The sequence below is a fragment of the Campylobacter concisus genome (genome assembly GCF_015230015.1).
In the GTDB taxonomy this organism is placed as follows: domain Bacteria; phylum Campylobacterota; class Campylobacteria; order Campylobacterales; family Campylobacteraceae; genus Campylobacter_A; species Campylobacter_A concisus_AF.
Window position 1 is genome coordinate 143,953 of the sequence record NZ_JAAKZC010000002.1, and the last position, 18,156, is coordinate 162,108.

General features: G+C 41.0%; 19 protein-coding genes. 9 read left to right on the forward strand and 10 right to left on the reverse strand.

The genetic code is table 11. The annotated features are described in order from the left end of the window. Nucleotides 1-2: 2 nt before the first annotated feature. From plsX to G6W42_RS02000, 5 genes are all read right to left on the reverse strand, one after another. Nucleotides 3-992 carry a phosphate acyltransferase PlsX gene (plsX, locus tag G6W42_RS01980; RefSeq protein ID WP_194172743.1) on the reverse strand — a complete coding sequence of 330 codons (990 nt, stop codon included), beginning with the start codon at nucleotides 990-992 and terminating at the stop codon, nucleotides 3-5. 3 nt (nucleotides 993-995) lie between these two features. Further along, on the reverse strand, nucleotides 996-1,142 hold the full coding sequence (rpmF, locus tag G6W42_RS01985; protein ID WP_194172744.1) for a 50S ribosomal protein L32: 147 nt from the start codon (nucleotides 1,140-1,142) through the stop codon (nucleotides 996-998). Nucleotides 1,143-1,153: 11 nt separating this feature from the next. Continuing rightward, complete coding sequence (locus G6W42_RS01990) at nucleotides 1,154-1,513, reverse strand: hypothetical protein (RefSeq protein ID WP_194172745.1); 360 nt, start codon at nucleotides 1,511-1,513, stop codon at nucleotides 1,154-1,156. Between the two features lie 14 nt (nucleotides 1,514-1,527). Next, nucleotides 1,528-1,941: a nucleoside-diphosphate kinase gene (gene ndk / locus G6W42_RS01995; protein WP_087584078.1), complete on the reverse strand. Its 414-nt coding sequence runs from the start codon at nucleotides 1,939-1,941 to the stop codon at nucleotides 1,528-1,530. Between the two features lie 102 nt (nucleotides 1,942-2,043). Further along, nucleotides 2,044-2,328, reverse strand: coding sequence for an NADH-quinone oxidoreductase subunit I (locus G6W42_RS02000; protein ID WP_002942606.1), 285 nt, complete (start codon nucleotides 2,326-2,328; stop codon nucleotides 2,044-2,046). A 173-nt stretch (nucleotides 2,329-2,501) separates the two neighbouring features. On the opposite strand from G6W42_RS02000, the gene uvrA reads away from it, so the two are divergent. After that, on the forward strand, nucleotides 2,502-5,330 hold the full coding sequence (gene uvrA / locus G6W42_RS02005) for an excinuclease ABC subunit UvrA (RefSeq protein WP_194172746.1): 2,829 nt from the start codon (nucleotides 2,502-2,504) through the stop codon (nucleotides 5,328-5,330). Between the two features lie 122 nt (nucleotides 5,331-5,452). Here the strand turns inward: uvrA and rpmA are convergent, their stop codons facing one another. The 3 genes from rpmA to G6W42_RS02020 form a co-directional block, all read right to left on the reverse strand. Beyond that, on the reverse strand, nucleotides 5,453-5,710 hold the full coding sequence (gene rpmA / locus G6W42_RS02010) for a 50S ribosomal protein L27 (protein WP_002942569.1): 258 nt from the start codon (nucleotides 5,708-5,710) through the stop codon (nucleotides 5,453-5,455). Nucleotides 5,711-5,721: 11 nt separating this feature from the next. Next, the gene (gene rplU / locus G6W42_RS02015; protein ID WP_002942523.1) at nucleotides 5,722-6,036 is read right to left on the reverse strand and encodes a 50S ribosomal protein L21; all 315 of its coding nucleotides are present in this window, start codon (nucleotides 6,034-6,036) and stop codon (nucleotides 5,722-5,724) included. 107 nt (nucleotides 6,037-6,143) lie between these two features. After that, a complete protein-coding gene (locus tag G6W42_RS02020) occupies nucleotides 6,144-7,106 on the reverse strand; it encodes a hypothetical protein (protein ID WP_194172747.1) in 963 nt (320 codons plus the stop codon). Nucleotides 7,107-7,250: 144 nt separating this feature from the next. Between G6W42_RS02020 and flhB the strand changes: the two genes are divergently transcribed. Then, nucleotides 7,251-8,324: a flagellar biosynthesis protein FlhB gene (gene flhB, locus G6W42_RS02025; RefSeq protein ID WP_194172748.1), complete on the forward strand. Its 1,074-nt coding sequence runs from the start codon at nucleotides 7,251-7,253 to the stop codon at nucleotides 8,322-8,324. Between the two features lie 61 nt (nucleotides 8,325-8,385). On the opposite strand, the gene G6W42_RS02030 is transcribed toward flhB, so the two are convergent. Continuing rightward, entirely contained in the window at nucleotides 8,386-10,065 is a 1,680-nt protein-coding gene (locus G6W42_RS02030; protein ID WP_194172749.1) for an anaerobic C4-dicarboxylate transporter, read from the reverse strand. Nucleotides 10,066-10,268: 203 nt separating this feature from the next. Here G6W42_RS02030 and larA point away from each other — a divergent pair, with 203 nt between their 5' ends. The 7 genes from larA to ttdB are packed head-to-tail and all read left to right on the forward strand — an operon-like array spanning nucleotide 10,269 to nucleotide 17,074. Then, nucleotides 10,269-11,519: a nickel-dependent lactate racemase gene (gene larA / locus G6W42_RS02035; RefSeq protein WP_194172750.1), complete on the forward strand. Its 1,251-nt coding sequence runs from the start codon at nucleotides 10,269-10,271 to the stop codon at nucleotides 11,517-11,519. A gap of 2 nt (nucleotides 11,520-11,521) precedes the next feature. Further along, complete coding sequence (gene larC / locus G6W42_RS02040; RefSeq protein WP_194172751.1) at nucleotides 11,522-12,712, forward strand: nickel pincer cofactor biosynthesis protein LarC; 1,191 nt, start codon at nucleotides 11,522-11,524, stop codon at nucleotides 12,710-12,712. Next, nucleotides 12,684-13,457 carry an ATP-dependent sacrificial sulfur transferase LarE gene (larE, locus tag G6W42_RS02045; RefSeq protein WP_194172752.1) on the forward strand — a complete coding sequence of 258 codons (774 nt, stop codon included), beginning with the start codon at nucleotides 12,684-12,686 and terminating at the stop codon, nucleotides 13,455-13,457. The genes larC and larE overlap by 29 nt, the downstream gene beginning before the upstream one ends. After that, nucleotides 13,454-14,200, forward strand: a complete 747-nt coding sequence (gene larB / locus G6W42_RS02050) for a nickel pincer cofactor biosynthesis protein LarB (RefSeq protein WP_194172753.1) — start codon at nucleotides 13,454-13,456, stop codon at nucleotides 14,198-14,200. The genes larE and larB overlap by 4 nt, the downstream gene beginning before the upstream one ends. Nucleotides 14,201-14,229: 29 nt before the next feature. After that, a complete protein-coding gene (locus G6W42_RS02055; protein ID WP_242042568.1) occupies nucleotides 14,230-15,555 on the forward strand; it encodes a DUF2809 domain-containing protein in 1,326 nt (441 codons plus the stop codon). 11 nt (nucleotides 15,556-15,566) lie between these two features. Continuing rightward, a complete protein-coding gene (ttdA, locus tag G6W42_RS02060) occupies nucleotides 15,567-16,466 on the forward strand; it encodes a L(+)-tartrate dehydratase subunit alpha (protein WP_194172754.1) in 900 nt (299 codons plus the stop codon). Further along, a complete protein-coding gene (gene ttdB / locus G6W42_RS02065) occupies nucleotides 16,463-17,074 on the forward strand; it encodes a L(+)-tartrate dehydratase subunit beta (protein WP_194172755.1) in 612 nt (203 codons plus the stop codon). Before ttdA ends, ttdB begins: the two co-directional genes overlap by 4 nt. Nucleotides 17,075-17,130: 56 nt before the next feature. Here ttdB and G6W42_RS10725 read toward each other — a convergent pair whose 3' ends face one another. Beyond that, complete coding sequence (locus G6W42_RS10725) at nucleotides 17,131-18,045, reverse strand: TerB family tellurite resistance protein (RefSeq protein WP_194172756.1); 915 nt, start codon at nucleotides 18,043-18,045, stop codon at nucleotides 17,131-17,133. Between the last annotated feature and the right edge of the window lie 111 nt (nucleotides 18,046-18,156).

Genomic DNA, 18,156 nt, shown 5'->3' on the forward strand with positions numbered 1-18,156 from the left:
TTTTACCTTGCAAAGTGTGAAAGTTCTTCTTCTATAACTTTATTTATATTCGAATTAGCAAATTTAATTGCTTGAAAGATTGCATTTTTTATAGCTTTTGAGTTGCTTTTGCCGTGACTTATGATGACGCAGCCATTTACACCAAGAAGCGGAGCACCGCCATACTCATCGTAGCTAACCTGTTTTTTTAGAGTTTTGAAAACTTTTCTCATAAGCACCGATCCAGCCATAGCAAGGGGTGATTTTTTGACTTGCTTTTTGATGATCTTGCCTATGGCATCAGCGACGCCTTCGCTCGTTTTTAGTAGGATATTTCCCATAAAACCGTCGCAGACCATGACATCAATGCTACCATCAAAAATTTGATTGCCCTCTGCATTGCCAACAAAGCTATCAAGTCTAGAAACTAGTTTAAAAGCCTCTTTGCTGACTTCATTGCCCTTACTCTCTTCTTCGCCATTTGACAAAAGACCTACTTTTGGCTCTTTTCTACCTAAAATTTCTTTTGCGTAGGCTTCACCCATGATGGCAAACTGAAAAAGATGTTCGCTTCTACAATCAACGTTTGCACCAACATCTAAAACCAAAGTAGCTGTCTCTTTTGAATTAGGCATAAGCGTAGCTATTGCCGGACGAGATACATTTTTTAGCCTACCAACTCTTAGTGTAGCTAAACTCATAGTAGCACCGCTGTGACCAGCAGAAACGACAGCATCGACTTCTTTTTCTTTTAAAAGCTCAACAGCTTTGTAGATCGTGCTATCTTTTCTTTTTAGTGCGTCTGTAGCTCCATCAGCCATAGAGATGACTTCAGTAGCTTCTATAAATTCTATATTTTTTAAATAGTGTTGTGGGATGAGTGGTTTTATGGCATTGCTATCGCCAACTAATACAGCTTTAAATTCTGTCTCTTTTAGTGCTTCGATAACGCCAGATATTATAGGATCTGCACCAAAATCACCACCCATAGCATCAATAGCAATGCGAATCATATTTTAGTATTCACCTGTTGTTTTGTTTATGCGGTGAGGCATTTTCCAAGAGCCATCTTTGTCTTTTACAGGCACTGGAAGTGTAACTTTGTAATGTGTTCTACGTTTTGCTGAACGAGAATGACTCACTCTACGCTTTGGTACTGCCATTTTACTCTCCTTTATAAATTTTTACATTTTTCACAATAAAAATAATCGCTCTTAAAAGCTTCTATTTCGCTTTCAAAAACTTCTTTTAAATCTATATTGCCATCAAAAAATTCAACCGTATCGCTAAGCTCATTTTCTCTGTCTTTATAGACACCATCGCTTAAATTTAGCTCTACGTTTTGATCGATAGGCAACATAAATTCATCACCGCATCGATCGCAAATATATTTTATCTCGCCCTTTATAGTGCCTTGGCATTTTACCAAAAAAGGGTCTTTTCTTTTTAAAATTCCATTAAAAACTAGATCATTGTTTCTTACTAGTTCAAAGTTTATCTCTTTGTTTGCTATTTTAGAAAACGTAATAATCAAGTTTTAGTCCAAAATTAGCAAATTTCTCTTGAAGCAAAAAAGAAATTTATCTCATTTACAGCGTTTTCTAGGCTGTCGCTTCCGTGAACTGCGTTTGCGTCAATGCTATCAGCAAAATCAGCTCTGATAGTGCCAGGAGCTGCTTCTTTTGGGTTAGTTGCACCCATTAACTCACGGTTTTTAGCAACTGCATTTTCACCCTCTAAAACCATAACCACAACTGGTCCGCTTACCATAAATTCAACTAGGTCGTTGAAGAAAGGTCTATCTTTATGAACAGCATAAAATGCTTTTGCATCGCATTTGCTAAGTTTGATTTTCTTTGCAGCAGCGATTCTTAAGCCATTGCTTTCAAATCTATCTATGATCTTTCCAACAACATTTTTCTTAACAGCGTCAGGCTTAATAATAGAAAGTGTTCTTTGCATAAATTTTCCTTAAAATTTAGGTTATTTAAATGAAGTTGGCAATTATATCAAATAAAGCTTAAAAATAAAATAGGCTCAAATTTGAGCCTAAATTTTGTAAATTTATTGGATAACTGGAGTGCTGCCAGTGCGAGCGTCAGCACCGATTTGATCACGTGAAGGTTGTCCTGCTACTACGGCATCCCAAACGATGCAGCCATCAGTTGGACAGGCAGATGCACAGGCTGGCTCGTCGTTGTAACCTACGCACTCAACGCATTTGTTTGAATAAACATAGTATGTATCCGCTCCAGTTGGGTTGTCGCTATCATCAACAATAGCTGAAACCGGGCATTCATCGATGCATGAACCACAGCTTATGCATATATCGGTTATTTTTACAGACATTTTTTCTCCTTAAATAAAATTTTGGCGTAGAATATCAAAAAAAACTGAAAATGATATAAATATACTCTTAAATTTTCACAGCACGCTTAATTTCTCTAAACTGCTTTATAAAGTTTTTATCACTTTTAGACTAAATTTACAGATTAAAATTTTAAAAAGGTCGTATAAATTTAATGAATGATACTATAAAAATTACCGGTGCAAGAGAGCACAATCTTAAAAATTTAAACCTTGAAATTCCAAAAAATAAATTAGTAGTTTTTACCGGTCTTAGCGGAAGCGGCAAGAGCACGCTAGCCTTTGACACGCTCTATGCCGAGGGACAAAGAAGGTATATGGAGAGCCTTAGTAGCTACGCTAGGCAGTTTTTAGACCGCGTGGGCAAGCCTGATGTTGATAAGATCGAGGGTCTAACGCCTGCTATCGCGATAGATCAAAAGACCACCTCTAAAAACCCTCGCTCAACGGTTGGCACGATCACTGAAATTTATGACTATCTAAGACTTTTATACGCAAGGGTTGGCGTGCAGCACTGCCATAAATGCGGCAAACCTATCTCAAAAATGAGTGCGAGCGACATCATAAATGAAATTTCAAAGCTCCCACTTGGCGCAAAAGTGATCATCTATGCGCCGCTAGTGCGTGAGAAAAAGGGCACATGGGCGGATCTGATCGAAAATTTACGCCAAAAAGGCTTTGTAAGGGCGCAGATAGATGGCGTGGTGGTGAGGCTTGATGAGGAGATCGAGCTTGCAAAAACAAAAAAGCATACGATAAAGGTCATCGTTGATAGGATCGCCATCGACGAGCAAAATCACGAGCGCCTAGCAAGCGACGTTGAAAAGGCGCTAAATGAGAGCTTTGGCGAGGTCGAGATAGAGATCGCAAATGCCGACGAACTGGGCTTAAAAGAGAGTTTTATACATTACAGCGAGCACATGGCTTGTTTTGACTGCAAAATTTCATTTACACCGCTTGAGCCGCTAAGTTTTAGCTTTAACTCGCCAAAGGGCGCTTGCGAGCACTGCGACGGACTTGGCATAAGATATAGCCTAGATATGAGTAAGATCATCGACGAGGAAAAGTCGATAGAAAACGGCGCTATCAAGCTACTTTACGGCTATAACATGAGCTATTACTATAAATTTTTACTTGCTTTTTGTGAGCAAAATGAGATAGATATCAAAAAGCCCTATTATGAGCTTAGCGAAGATGAAAAGAGGCTCGTTTTATACGGCAACGTCAAGGATGTTGAGTTCTTTTGGAAGCGAAACAAACTGCTTAGAAAATTTGACGGAGTAGTTAAAATTTCACATGGACTTTTGAAGGATTATAAGGACTTTGACGAGTATATGAGTGAGAAAATTTGTGACGCTTGTAACGGCCACAGACTAAAGCCTCAAAGCCTAGCGGTCAAGGTCGCTGGTCTTGGGCTTGGTGAAATTTTAGATATGAGTATAGAAAACTGCACCGCATTTTTTTCAAATGAGAAAAATTTTGCCTATCTTAGCGACTACGACAAGGCGATTGCAAAGCCTATCTTAAAAGAGATCAACGAAAGGCTTTTCTTCTTGTATGACGTGGGACTTGGCTACTTGTCGCTTGGGCGCGATGCTAGGACGATCAGCGGCGGCGAGGCACAGCGCATCAGGATCGCAAGCCAGATAGGAAGTGGGCTAAGTGGCGTCATGTATGTGCTTGATGAGCCAAGCATCGGCCTTCACGAGCGAGATACGATAAAACTCATAAAAACACTTAGAAATTTGCAAGCTAAAGGCAACTCCGTGATCGTCGTCGAGCATGATAAAAAGACGATAGAGGAGGCTGACTATATCGTAGATATCGGCCCTGGAGCTGGTAAATTTGGCGGTAATGTGGTCTTTGCAGGCACGGCAAAAGAGCTTTTAAGCTCAGACACACAGACTGCTTTATATATAAATGGAAAGAAAAAGATCGACTATCAAAAAAATAGAAAAGCTGAAAAGTGGCTCGAAATTTCAAATGTAAATATCAACAACATCTCAAATTTAACCGCTAAATTTCCGCTTAGAAACCTTGTGGGTATCACTGGTGTCTCAGGCTCTGGCAAGAGCTCGCTAGTGCTTCAGACCTTGCTCCCAGAGGCGCAGGAACAGCTAAATAGAGCTAAAAAAGTGAAAAAGATAGCTGGGGTAAATTTAAGCGGGCTTGAGAATTTAGACAAGGTCATATACCTCGATCAAAGCCCGATCGGCCGCACCCCACGCTCAAATCCAGCGACTTACACCGGCGTGATGGATGAGATAAGAAATTTGTTTGCGCAGACTAAAGAGGCAAAGCTTAGAGGCTATAAAATAGGGCGCTTTAGTTTCAATGTCAAGGGTGGGCGCTGCGAGAAGTGCCAAGGCGAGGGCGAGATCACGATCGAGATGCACTTTTTGCCTGACATAAACGTGGTTTGTGACGTTTGTAATGGCGCTAGATATAATGCTCAGACCTTGGAAATTTTATACAAAGGCAAAAACATCGCCGAAGTGCTAAATATGAGCATAGATGAGGCGGTTGAGTTCTTTAAGGCTGTACCAAAGATCGCTTCAAAGCTCACCACACTGCAAGACGTGGGGCTTGGCTACATCACGCTTGGGCAAAATGCAGTCACACTTAGTGGAGGCGAGGCGCAGCGTGTGAAGCTAGCAAAAGAGCTTAGTAGAAGCGACACTGGAAATACGCTTTACATCCTTGATGAGCCAACGACGGGACTTCATTTTGCCGATGTTGATAGGCTAGTAAAGGTGCTAAATCACCTAGTCGATCTTGGAAATTCAGTCTTTGTGATCGAGCATAATATGGATGTCATCAAAAACTGCGACTATATCGTAGATATGGGACCAGAAGGCGGCGCAAAAGGCGGTAAAGTGATAGCTTGTGGCAGTGTCAAAGAGGTAGCTAAAAACTACAAAAAAACTGGCAGCTACACAGGGGAATTTCTAGCACAAGAGCTTGCTTTATTAAAAGCGAAATAAAATAAATTTAATAGTTTGGTGTTTGTCTAAAATGCCAAGCTATATAATATAATAAGTAAGGTAAATGAAATTTGTTGAATTTTTAGTGGATTTAAAAGAAAAAGGGGCGAATGCCCCTGGGGTTATGCAGCTGGATAAACAGATACTTTTTTTCTGTTTTTATCAAGTCTTTCAAATTTTACAAAGCCATCGACTAATGCAAAAATAGTGTGATCTTTGCCAAGACCTACGTTGTTTCCAGCGTGAGTTGCCGTTCCTCTTTGGCGGATGATTATATTTCCAGCACGAACGAACTCGCCACCAAATTTCTTAACACCTAATCGGCGTCCGATACTATCACGGTTATTTTGGGTTGAACCTTGACCTTTTTTGTGTGCCATATCTTATCTCCTTAAGCTGCGATACTTACGACTTTTACACGTGTAAATTGTCTTCTAAAGCCGCGTTTTAGTTTTGAGTCTTTACGTCTGCGTTTTTTGTAGATAACTACTTTTTTGTCTTTGCCTTCATTAACGACCTCAAGAACAACTTTTGCACCCTTAACAAATGGCGCACCTACCTTTACTTCGCCGTCGTTTACAGCTAAAACTTCTGTAATCTCAACGGTTGATTTAGCTTCAGCACTAAAGTGATCTAGCTTAAGAAACTCGCCCTCGCTAACACGATATTGCTTACCGCCATGCTTAAATATAGCGTATTTTGACATACTCTACCTTTCTAAAATTTGGTAAGACCAAAAAGCACTTTTTTGCAAAAGATTTATGGAGCTTTGTTGGTTGTAAGGTGTGAATATTAGCTAAAAGTTTATAAATTCTACTTTAATGCTCCTGATCTTATGATCTCACCCGCTAAATTTCTTATCATAGATGTATGATCTAAGAAAAATGTTTTATCACTTGGCAAATGTGGCTGATATATCAGCGTCTTGGCTACTGGTGCGCTTAAGATCACATTTATTAGTTCAAGCTCAGGCGGGAAAACAAAATAAAGTTTTGGCTTAGGAATTTCATTTTGAAAGAGCCTTTGTGCGTAAAATTTACTGAAATTTTCATTTTTTGGTAGCTTTATCTCTTTAAAGAGTTCAAGCGGTAAAAAGTAGCGCGCCAAGGCATGAAGTCCGTGCGCAAAAATGTAAAGTCGTTTTTCAAATTTAGGTGCATCTGTCCTGCCAAAAGTGGAGCAAAATTTCTGCAAATGCTCACTCATAGCGGCCGTATCTTTTTTATGCAAGGCAAGCACAAATTTAACCGCTTCTCTTTCATTTGCTGGCTTTTTGGACTCTGCAAAAGTGCGAGCTTTTTCTAGGGCAGGGGCGAGTAAATTTTCATCTTGCCAAAGCATCGCCGTGAGCAGATCATGCATAACACATAGAAATTTATAGCCGTTTTTGCTAGGCGGCAGGTCTTTTGGAAAGATGCTTGCCATACTATCTGTGTCGCCACAAGCGATAGCAAAAAACGCAGGGATCAGCTTCTCGCACTGATCATATCCACCGCTACATCCTGGGAGTAAATTTAGCTTAGCGTATTGAAAGATGAGATCATTTAGTGCCTCGGCGTCGCCATCAGCTAGGCACTTTTCAAGGCAAAAGTCGTAACGTCTGGCTCTTGAAAAAGAGAGTAATCGTATGAGCTCACATAAAAAGTCGTAATCGTTTAAATTTTTCTCTTTTATCTCGGTGTAAATGCTTGCGTACTCGTCTAAAAGTAGCTCTTCATCGCTTTTTGGCGGTTTTTTAGCTTTAAAAATGTTAAATAAGCCTTCTAAAAATGACATTTTGCGTCTCCTTATTTTTGCTAATTTTAGCCAAAAACGCCTAAAGTGGCTTAGTTTTTTGGCTCACAAAAAGTTAAATTTAGCGGATATTTTAACCGCATTTTGGCTATAATTGCCCCAAATTTAAGCAACCCTAGGACAAAAATGGCAGGCGAAGATCAGGAAAAAACCGAAGAAGCGACCCCCAAAAAGATAGAAGACGCCAAAAAGGACGGCAACGTCCCCAAAAGTCAGGATCTATCTGGCTTTGTAACCCTAGTCATTGCTATTGGTGTGCTGCTTGCGATGCTAAATTTCATGAAAGATCAGGTCATCTCGCTTTATATCTACTACTCTAAATTTATCGGTCAGCCACTGACATTGCCAACGGTGAAGATGATCGTTGTAAATACCTTTGGCAGGGCGCTTTTGATGATCCTGCCAGTTTGTATCTGCGTCGCGGTTGCCGGCATAATCGCAAATGTAATGCAGTTTGGTTTTATATTTACCACAAAGCCTATAACGCCAAATTTTGGCAAGATAAATCCGTTAAAAGGGCTAAAAAATTTATTTTCTATGAAAAAGGCGATCGAGAGCATCAAGATCGTCGTTAAAGTAAGCATCGTCTTTGGAGTTGGATTTTACTTTTTCTTGCAGTTTATCAAAGAGCTTCCACACACGCTATTTTTTTCTATGTTTGACCAGCTTGCGTGGCTAAAGGAGAAACTCATCATCCTAGTTAGCGTCATGCTTTTTATACTTTTTGTGATCGGCCTTGCTGACCTGCTTATCGTGCGTTTTCAGTATTTTAAGGATCTTCGCATGAGCAAGCAAGAGATCAAGGACGAGTATAAGCAGATGGAGGGCGACCCACAGGTAAAAGGCAGGATCCGCCAAGCACAAATGCGTGCAGCCAAGCGGCGTATGATGCAAAATATCCCGCAAGCTGACGTCGTCATCACAAACCCGACCCACTACGCTGTGGCGATCAGATATGACAAGAGTCGTGACGAAGCGCCGCTCATACTTGCTAAAGGTGTCGACTTTTTAGCGCTGCAGATAAAAAAGGTAGCGGTTGAAAACGGAGTGCAAATTTATGAAAATCCACCTCTTGCAAGGGAACTTTACAAGGTCTGCGAGGTCGATGATACGATACCAGCACATCTTTTTAGAGCTGTGGCTGAGGTGTTAAGCTTTGTTTATATGAGTAACAAGCAGAAATTTAAAGATAGGCTTTAGAAAATTTGATGTAGCAAAAAAGACAAGCTGTCATAAACAGCCTGTCTTTGGTATAAATTTTTTATTTAATAAATCCATAAGCATTAGCTAGTACCCAGCCAACAGCACAAGAGCTAAATACACCTATGAAACCAGGTATGATAAAGCTGTGGTTGATTACATATTTGCCAATGTGCGTTGTGCCTGAGCGGTCAAACTGCACTGCTGCAAGGTCGCTTGGATATGTTGGAAGGATGAAGTATCCATAACAAGCAGTAGCAAATGCGATTATAACGCCTGGGTGAACGCCTATTTGAACAGCGAGTGGCACGAAAGTCGCAGCTGCGGCAGCTTGAGAGTTTAGGAATTTTGATATAAGCATACCAACTATGATATACATCCAAGGATATGCCTTCATAACTTCACCAAGTGAGCCTTTAAGCATATCAATGTGTGAGTTGAACATTGTCTCAGCCATCCAACTAATGCCGTAAATCGCAACAAGCGCAACCATACCGCTGTGGAAAATTTCATTTTGACCGATCTTGGCTGCTTTAATGCCTGAGTAGATCATCATTATAGATGCTGCTAAAAGCATGAAAATTTGGATCGTATCAACCATGCCAAGCGGTGCAGTCTTTTTCATAGTGTCTTTTACTACAATGCTCGCATTTGCAACAGTTTCGCTTTTATCGCCTGCAGTGATAACAACATCAGCGCCGTTTGAAACAATGCTTTGTGTTACTTTATTGTCTTTATCTAGCACTTGAACGCTTGTAAATTTAGTAGCGTCTTTTACTTTATTATCTTTTACGTTTGAAACGATCTTGCTATCTCCAACCATAGAAACAACTTGTCCGTCTTTAACAGTGATATTTTTAACTGTTTTTTTATCTACTAGTATTTCTATTGATTTACCAGGGACATTACTTGTCCAGCTTGGACGAAGTTGTTTGTAATAGCCTAAAACCGCAACAACAGCGATTGTAGCAAGAAATATCCACATAACATTCCATTGTTTTTTTGGTAAATGCACACCGATCAATGAATGTGTCTCATCAGAACCATATATATATTTTCTTTGTTCTGGATCGGCTATTTTTGCTTGGAATTCTGGATCTTTATCAAGATCTTTACCTCTAAATACTGAGTAAGTTCCTATACAAAGCACGCCCAAAAATGTAGAAGGAATGGTAACTTTTAATAGATCAACATAGCTTGTAAAGCCCTCAATATGAACTGTGCCAGTACCAAGAAGAACAGCAACCATAGACACACCAGCAACTGAAACAGGGCTTGCGATAATAGCAAGTTGTGACGAGATCGTAGTAGCTGCCATCGGACGTTCTGGACGGATGCCACTTTTCATTGATACGTCATAGATGATCGGTAAAAGTGTATAAACTGTGTGACCAGTACCACATAGCACCGTTAGTGTCCAGCCGCAAATCGGCGCAAGATAACAGACTAGTTTTGGATGCTTTCTAAGCGCTTTTTCAGCGATCTGAAGCATAACATCAAGACCACCAGCTGCTTGAAGTGTGGCACTTGCTACAACAACTGCAAGAATAGTTAATATAACATCAATAGCAGGCTTACCTGGTTTTAAATCAAATGCAAATACCAAAATAACAAGACCGATGCCCCCAAGGACACCAAGTGCCATACCACCTTTCTTTGCTCCGTAGAACAAACAACCTAGCACGACGATTAATTGTAAGAAAAATTGCGTGCTTTCAGACAAACTTGTAAGAAATTCCATGATTTCCCCTTTCGAAAATTACGTAAATAGTATATAAATATTAAAATTAAATACTAATTAAAAAAAGTTTGAAATCTTTAATAATACATTTAAAGTTTGTTTGATTATCTCTGAAAAAGAGTTTTTAACTAAATATATTTAAAAGAAAGATTGAGATAAAATCCTAAAAGCAAACAATTAATAGTTAAATTTAAGGAGCAAGCATGCAAATCCCTATCGCTTACGGCAAAGATGACCGCATAAATTTAAAAATAGACGAGAAAAACCTGCTTGGAGTTTTTGATCCAAACAAAGTCGCTAAATTTGACGAAGCAGCGCTCATCGCAAAGGCTCTGGCAAATCCGATAAACCAAAAAAGCTTTGATGAGTTTATCGCTGGCGATGAAAAGATCGTCATCATCGTAAACGACGGCACAAGACCTACGCCAACTGCTAAAATTTTAAAGCAAATTTATCCAAAACTTCGCGATAAAAATAAAATTTTCATCATTGCCACTGGCTGCCACAGAGAGGGGACGCTAGATGAATACAATATGATATTTTCTAAAGAAATTTATCCTGAGCTTAGAGCTAAAAACGAGGTTCATGACCACGACTCAAAGCACGATGAGATGGTCTTTTTGGGCGAGAGCAAAAACGGCACGCAGATGTATCTAAACAAAATCGTAGCTGAAGCTAAAAAAGTGATCGTTATAGGGTCTGTCGAGCCGCACTATTTTGCAGGCTACACTGGCGGTAGAAAGGCCTTTTTACCAGGCACTGCCTCATACGAAAGCATCACGCAAAACCACAAACTAGCACTTAGCGCTGACGCTCAGGCACTGCGACTAGAGGGCAACCCTGTGCATGAAGATATGATCGATGCGATGAAAGTTCTTTCAAATATCGATGTCTTTTCGATCCAGACAGTGCTTGATAGCGAGCATGGCGTCTATTACGCGAGTGCTGGCGATCTAAACGATAGCTTTTATGACTGCGTGAAAAAGGCTGATGAGGTATTTTGTGTAAATATCCCACAAAAAGCCGACATCGTGATCTCTGTTGCGCCCTATCCTATGGATGTGGATCTTTATCAGGCACAAAAGGCCCTAGATAACGGCAAACTAGCGCTTGCGCAGGACGGAATTTTAATAATGGTCGCAAAATGCCGCACAGGCATCGGTCCAAAACCTTTCTTTGACCTTATGGCATCGGCCGATACGCCAAAAAAAGTGCTAGAAAAGATAAATTCTGGCTTTAAACTTGGCTACCACAAGGCTGCAAAAATGGCTGAAATTTCGCTTTGGGCGCAGACTTGGGCAGTGACTGATCTAAGCGATGATGAGATGAAAGCCGTGCATCTAAAGCCATATCACGACTTACAAAAGGCTGTAGATGAGGCACTAGCACAAAAAGGTGCAAACGCAAAAATAATCATCCTGCCGTTTGGCTCTATGACCGTGCCTAAGGTTTAAGCTTGGCTAAAATTTTATATTATGACGCAAGCTGTGGCATTAGTGGCGATATGAATTTAGCCACTCTTGTCGGGCTTGGGGTGGATTTTAACTATCTTTGCTCTGAGCTAGAGAAGCTAAATTTGAGCGGAGAATTTCGCTTAGAGCAAAAAAACGTAGTAAAAAATGGCATCGCTGCGATCGAAATAGACGTCGTGCTACTAAAATCGCAGCCTCACGCTAGGAGTTACGCTGATATCAAGCAAATTTTGGCTAGCTCAAATTTAAGCGAGATTTGCAAGAAAAAGGCTGCAGCGATATTTCGCGTGATCGCTCAATCTGAAGCAAAAGTACATGCAGTTAGCATCGATGAGGTGCATTTTCACGAGGTTGGAGCGATTGATAGCATAGTAGATGTCGTTGGAGCGGCGATCTGCTTTGAGTATTTATCTAAAAATTTTGGTATTTCTAGGATTGTTAGCTCAAAGATCGAGCTTGGCGGCGGCGTAGCAAAGTGCGACCATGGCACGCTAAATGTCCCAGCGCCTGCCGTTTGTGAAATTTTAAAGGGCGTGCCTGTAAGTCTTGGTCGAGCAAATTTTGAGATGACTACGCCAACAGGTGCGGCGATACTAAAAGCATGCGTAGATGAGTTTGTAGAGGGTATAAATTTCAAAATAGAAAAAGTAGCTTATGGAGCTGGCGAAAAGAACGCTCCAAATTTTGCAAATGCCCTTCGTGCGATGATCTGCGAGGTGGATGAGAGTCAAAATTTGGTGCAAAAAATGATATCTACAAACATAGACGATATGGACGCAGAAAGCTTTGCCTTTGCGTGCGAAATTTTACGTGAAAATGGCGCGCTAGACGTCTTTAGCCACTCTATATATATGAAAAAAGGGCGCATCGGCTTTGAACTAAACGTCTTGTGCAAAGACGAAGATGCAAAAAAGCTAAAAGAGCTTATATTTACGCATACGACGGCCATTGGCGTTCGTGAGATAGATGTCGTAAAAACCGAGCTAAAACGAAAATTTGTAAGTGTTCGCACAAAATTTGGCGATATAAGACTAAAAATTTCAGGCGATGATGAAAAGGCAAAGCCTGAATTTGACGAGTGCAAAAGCGCAGCACTTGCGCATAAAATATCGATATTTCAGGTAAAAAAAGAAATTTTTAAAAAGTATGACGAAATTAGAAATTCTAAAAAATGATATAAAAAAGCTAGGAAATTTAGCCGTTGCATTTAGTGGCGGCGTGGATAGCTCGCTACTGCTAAAGGTCGCTGCGGACGTGCTTGGCGAAAATGCGCTAGCACTCACGGTAAAATCGCCCTATATGTCTTTGCGAGAGATAGACGAGGCGACGGAATTTGCTAAATTTTATGGCATCAGGCACGAGATATTTGAGGTAGGCATCGCTGATGAGATCAAGCTCAATCCGCAAAATCGCTGTTATCTTTGCAAAAAAGCAGTTTTTTCAAGGCTTATCACACGTGCAAACGAGCTTGAATTTACAAATTTGGCTGATGGCACAAACAAGGACGATCTTGGCGAATATCGCCCAGGGCTTAAGGCAAAAGAGGAGCTTGGCGTGCTTTCGCCTCTAATAAATTTATGTAAATTTGAGATCCGCGAGCTCTCGCGTGAGCTAAATTTATCAACGGCTGAAAAGCCAAGCTACGCATGCTTGCTAACTCGTTTGCCACATGAAAAAGAGATAAGTATTAGCGATCTAAATTTAGTAGAGGCGGCTGAAAATTTACTGATAAAAAGCGGCTACGCAAATGTGCGAGCAAGGCTTGATGATAAAAAAATGAAGCTGCAAATGCCATTTTCTAGCATGCAAAGCTTTTTAAATGACGTGAAATTTAAGTCTATCATTAAAGAGCTAGTAGCACTTGGTGTAGCAGAGGTGATGCTTGATCTAAAGGGGCTTAGAGAGGATGTTTTGGCATGAGTGAGGCTGAAATTTTAGAATTTATCGCCAGTATAAAAAACGGCAAGACGAGCGAGCAAGATGCGCTAAAGTATCTAAAAAACTACCCATTTAACGACATCGGATGCGCCAAGATCGACACTCAGCGCGCTTTGCGAAATGGCACTGGTGAGGTGATATACGGGGCAAATAAAACAGATGATGAAATTTTGCAAATTGCTAGTGCGATCGGCGAAAAAAATGAAAATATCCTGATCACAAGAACAAATGAGAGCGTTTTTAAACGCATAGAGGAGATCTTTCCGCAGGCAAATTTTAACGCTCGTGGCAGGGTGATTAGTGTCAAATTTAAAGAGAGTGAGCTCACTAAAAGCTACATCGCTATCGTCTCTGCTGGCACTGCTGATGGCTCAGTCGTGGAGGAGGCCTACGAAACGGCAAAATTTCTAGGCAATGAAGTGAAAAAATTTACCGATGTCGGCGTGGCAGGGCTACATAGGCTGGTCGCAAAGCTTGATGAGATACGCGGCGCAAAGGTCGTCATCGCCGTTGCTGGCATGGAGGGCGCACTTGCTAGCGTGTTAGCTGGCCTCGTGAGTGTGCCTGTGATCGCAGTGCCTACTAGCGTGGGATATGGGGCAAATTTTGGAGGATTAGCAGCACTGCTAGCTATGCTAAATAGCTGTGCAAATGGCATAAGTGTCGTAAATATCGACAACGGATACGGCGCTGCATATAACGCTAGCTTGATAAATCATCTCTAAATTTTAAATAGAATTTGTAAGGAGCAAAATTGAGAGAGGATACGAAAAAAGCAATACTTTCGCCTATGGACGCATCTAGAAGTGAATATTGTTGGGATGCTAGAATGAACTGGGTGATGACGGGTATTGCTATTTTAGCATTTGAAATTTTTATCGCAATTTACGCCAAAGACGGCTTCATACGCTACTATCTAGGCGATGTACTAGCCGTAGCGATGCTTTATGCATTTGGGCGAGCCGCGTTCAGGCTACCGCCTAAAATTTTAGCGCTCTCGGTCTTTACTCTCTCGCTAGTTATCGAAATCACACAATATTTTAAGGTACTTGAAATTTTAGGCGTTCAAAATTACGCACTATGGATAATTTTTGGTGGAACATTTGATTGGACGGACATTATCTGCTACGCGATAGGCTGCGTTTTAGCTTACGCATCTGAAAATTTCATCGGTAGTGAGCATGCGATCTATAACGAGATACGAATTTTTAGGCGTAAAAGATTACCCAAAAATTTTAATGAAATTTTGCAAAGCGGCGACGATGAGAAGATTAAGGCGGTATTTGAAATTTACGATATAAATGCGACCGACAAAGACGGCAACACGATACTGCATATGCTGCATGCGGACAAAGATATCAAGAAAAAAGACCCAAACTCGCCCTATGCGTATGCGGACGCAAATTTAATCGAATGGATTATTATGCAAGGCGGTAACATAAACGCTAAAAATAAAAAGGGCGAGACGCCGCTTAGAAATTTTATGTGGTATGTATATAAAAATTTAAAACCGCATCAAAAGTTAGTAATCGTAGGCAAGCAGGACTATACCTCTCGGGAATATATAAAACAGGTGGGTGAAGTCGTTAATATCGATTTTGGAATAATGTATAACTATATATACAATCTTCTACCTGAAAAATCGCAAATTTATATTTGGCGTCGCTTTGGCAAAAGGTTGGAATACCTATATGTACCCGAGTATCCAACGGATATGGAAAAATACGATCCGCAAGAATACAGCGAATTTACCTATAATTTTTGGATGAAATTCTTAAGACAAAAAGATAGCGTGCAGTATAAAATGATACATGCGGCTACTAATTTATACCGGTACTGGGACTACAACGGAGAATATGGACGTTCATGGGATGATGAATATACAGATAAAGCTGCTGTCGAAATTAAAAAATATTTTAAGCTAGGCAATAGGCTCGAAGAGCTAAATGATGACGCGCTTGATAAGATGTTTTATAATTTAAGAAAGAGCTGGCATGCCGAAGATATAGGTAAGCTTAGATACCTGTTCGTGCTTTGGTTGCTTAAAAATCCCGAGCCGTTTTTTGAGGACGAAATTTAAAAGGAGAAGTGATGGATAAAGAAAAATCCATAAAAAAGATGACTGAGGTCATGGCGAAATTTGTTGGATACACGGGCAAGGTGCTGCCTGATGACGTGACAGCGAAGCTACTTGAGCTTAGCGAGCGCGAGACGCAGCCGCTGGCAAAGGAGATCTACAAAACGATGTTTGAAAACCAGCGCCTTGCAAAGGAGCTAAACCGCCCGTCCTGTCAGGATACTGGAGTGATCCAGTTTTTCGTAAAATGTGGTGCAAATTTCCCACTCATCGGCGAGCTTGAAGAGTTGCTGCGAGAGGCGGTGCTGCAAGCTACTCGTGAAGCTCCGCTTCGCCATAACAGCGTCGAGACATTTGACGAGTACAACACTGGCAAAAATGTCGGCAAGGGCACGCCGAGTGTGTTTTGGGATATCGTACCAGGTAGCAGCGAGTGCGAGATACACACCTATATGGCAGGTGGCGGCTGTAGCCTGCCTGGCAAAGCGACCGTTTTGATGCCTGGCATGGGCTATGAGGGCGTTGTTAAATTTGTCATGGATATAATGACAAGCTACGGCATAAACGCCTGTCCGCCGCTATTAGTTGGTGTTGGCGTGGGCACTTCGATCGACGTGGCATCATTGCTGTCTAAAAAGGCACTGATGAGACCTTTGGGCTCTAAAAATCCAAATGAACGCGCTGCATTAACTGAAAAGCTGCTCGAAGAGGGCATCAATAAAATCGGCCTAGGCCCTCAAGGTATGAGCGGTGCAAGCTCTGTAATGGGCGTGCATATAGAAAACTGCGCCCGTCACCCAAGCGTCATAGCCGTCGCCGTAAACGTGGGCTGCTGGTCGCACCGTAAAGGCCACATCGTCTGGGACGCAGATCTAAATTTCGACGTAAAATCGCACAAGGAGTTCGCGCTATGAGTAAGAAAATTTTAACCACGCCAATAAGCGCCGAGGATCTTTCAAATATCAAAATCGGCGACGTCATATACCTCACGGGACACATCGTCACTTGCCGCGACGTGCCACATAGACGCGTGGTGGAGGAGGCTAGAGAGCTACCGCTTGATATCAGAGGCGGCGCGATCCTACACGCAGGACCGATCATCAGAAAAACAGGCGAAAAAAGCTTTGAAATGGTCTCAGTAGGACCTACAACCAGCATGAGAATGGAGAAATTTGAACGAGAATTTATCGCAAAAACTGGCGTTAGTCTCATTGTCGGTAAAGGCGGCATGGGGGAAGGCACAATGAGCGGTTGCAGGGAGTTTGGCGCGATTCACTGTGTGTTTCCAGCAGGCTGTGCGGTAGTGGCTGCGACGCAGGTTGAAGAGATAGAGAGTGCTGACTGGACGGAGCTTGGTATGCCTGAGACTCTTTGGAAGTGCCGCGTGAAGGAGTTTGGTCCGCTCATCGTCTCGATCGATGCGCACGGAAACAACCTTTTTGAGCAAAACAAGGTTAAATTTAACGAGAAAAAGGACGAGGCATTAGCTGAAATTTTACCGCGGGTTGGATTTATAAAGTAAAATTGTATGAAATTGTAGATGTGAGATAGTTTTGCTTATCTCACATCATATTTAGATTATTTTGTATTGTTTTCTAAAAGTTCATTTAAGTCGTTGTCATCAAATCCTATCATTTTTGCAACGTTTTTAATGAACATCTTTTCAGTTACGTGAAAATTTCCATCTATGTTCGCAAGTGCTATCATATCTAATACTAATGCTAGAGACTCATCAAAATTCTCTTTAAAAACCGAATAATCCACTGCAACTTTCTCTTTCGACCCAATCTGTTCAATTAGTTGCATTTGGTCTTCGTTAGACAATAAAGAGTTTTCTATAAGATTTTGTAAATGTGCTACTTCGCTGTCATCGATTTTGCCGTCTATCTTCATCAAATTTATTAAAACTTGGATTTTGGTTTTTATAATACTTGTGCCTTGTGTTAAATCTTGGTATGCGGATTTTAAATCATCTGCAGCCAGTTGAATTTGTGCAACACCATCACTAATTCTGGCTAGATCATCAGATGTGGTTTCATACTCTATCTGTTTTGAAAAAATAAAATCGGCTTTTTTGCCTATTTTATCGGTACTTATTTTTGACCATGCAGCCATAGCCACCGCACCAGCTACTGGAAGCCATTTTGCAACCATAGATTTAGCCAGTTGTTGTGTTATTTTGCCACCTAGCATTGCTACTATTTTTTGTATAACTCTAGCTCCAGCACGTTTTACTAAAATTTTTTGTCCATGCACCACGACTAGTCCAGTTGCTACATTACCGCTTGCGCCAAATAGCACATCTAAAATCAGTTCGTTACTAGCTGTCTTACCGTGAGCCTTAGCAATATCAGCTACCATAGTCATTTGATTTCTAATTATAGCTATGATTTCAGGCACAGCTGCAGCCATACCCCAAGGACCTGGTATTAAACCTGCCCCTCCAGAAATAGCAGCATTTTTGTAGCTGCAACTAGATATTAAACCTTTCACATCGCTGACGCTTGGAAGAGGGTTTTTTCATAGTAATCCTCCCTGTCATTAATGACACTCGTTAGTGCACTATTAATACCTTCTGTAATTTTACTTTCTACCGCATTTACC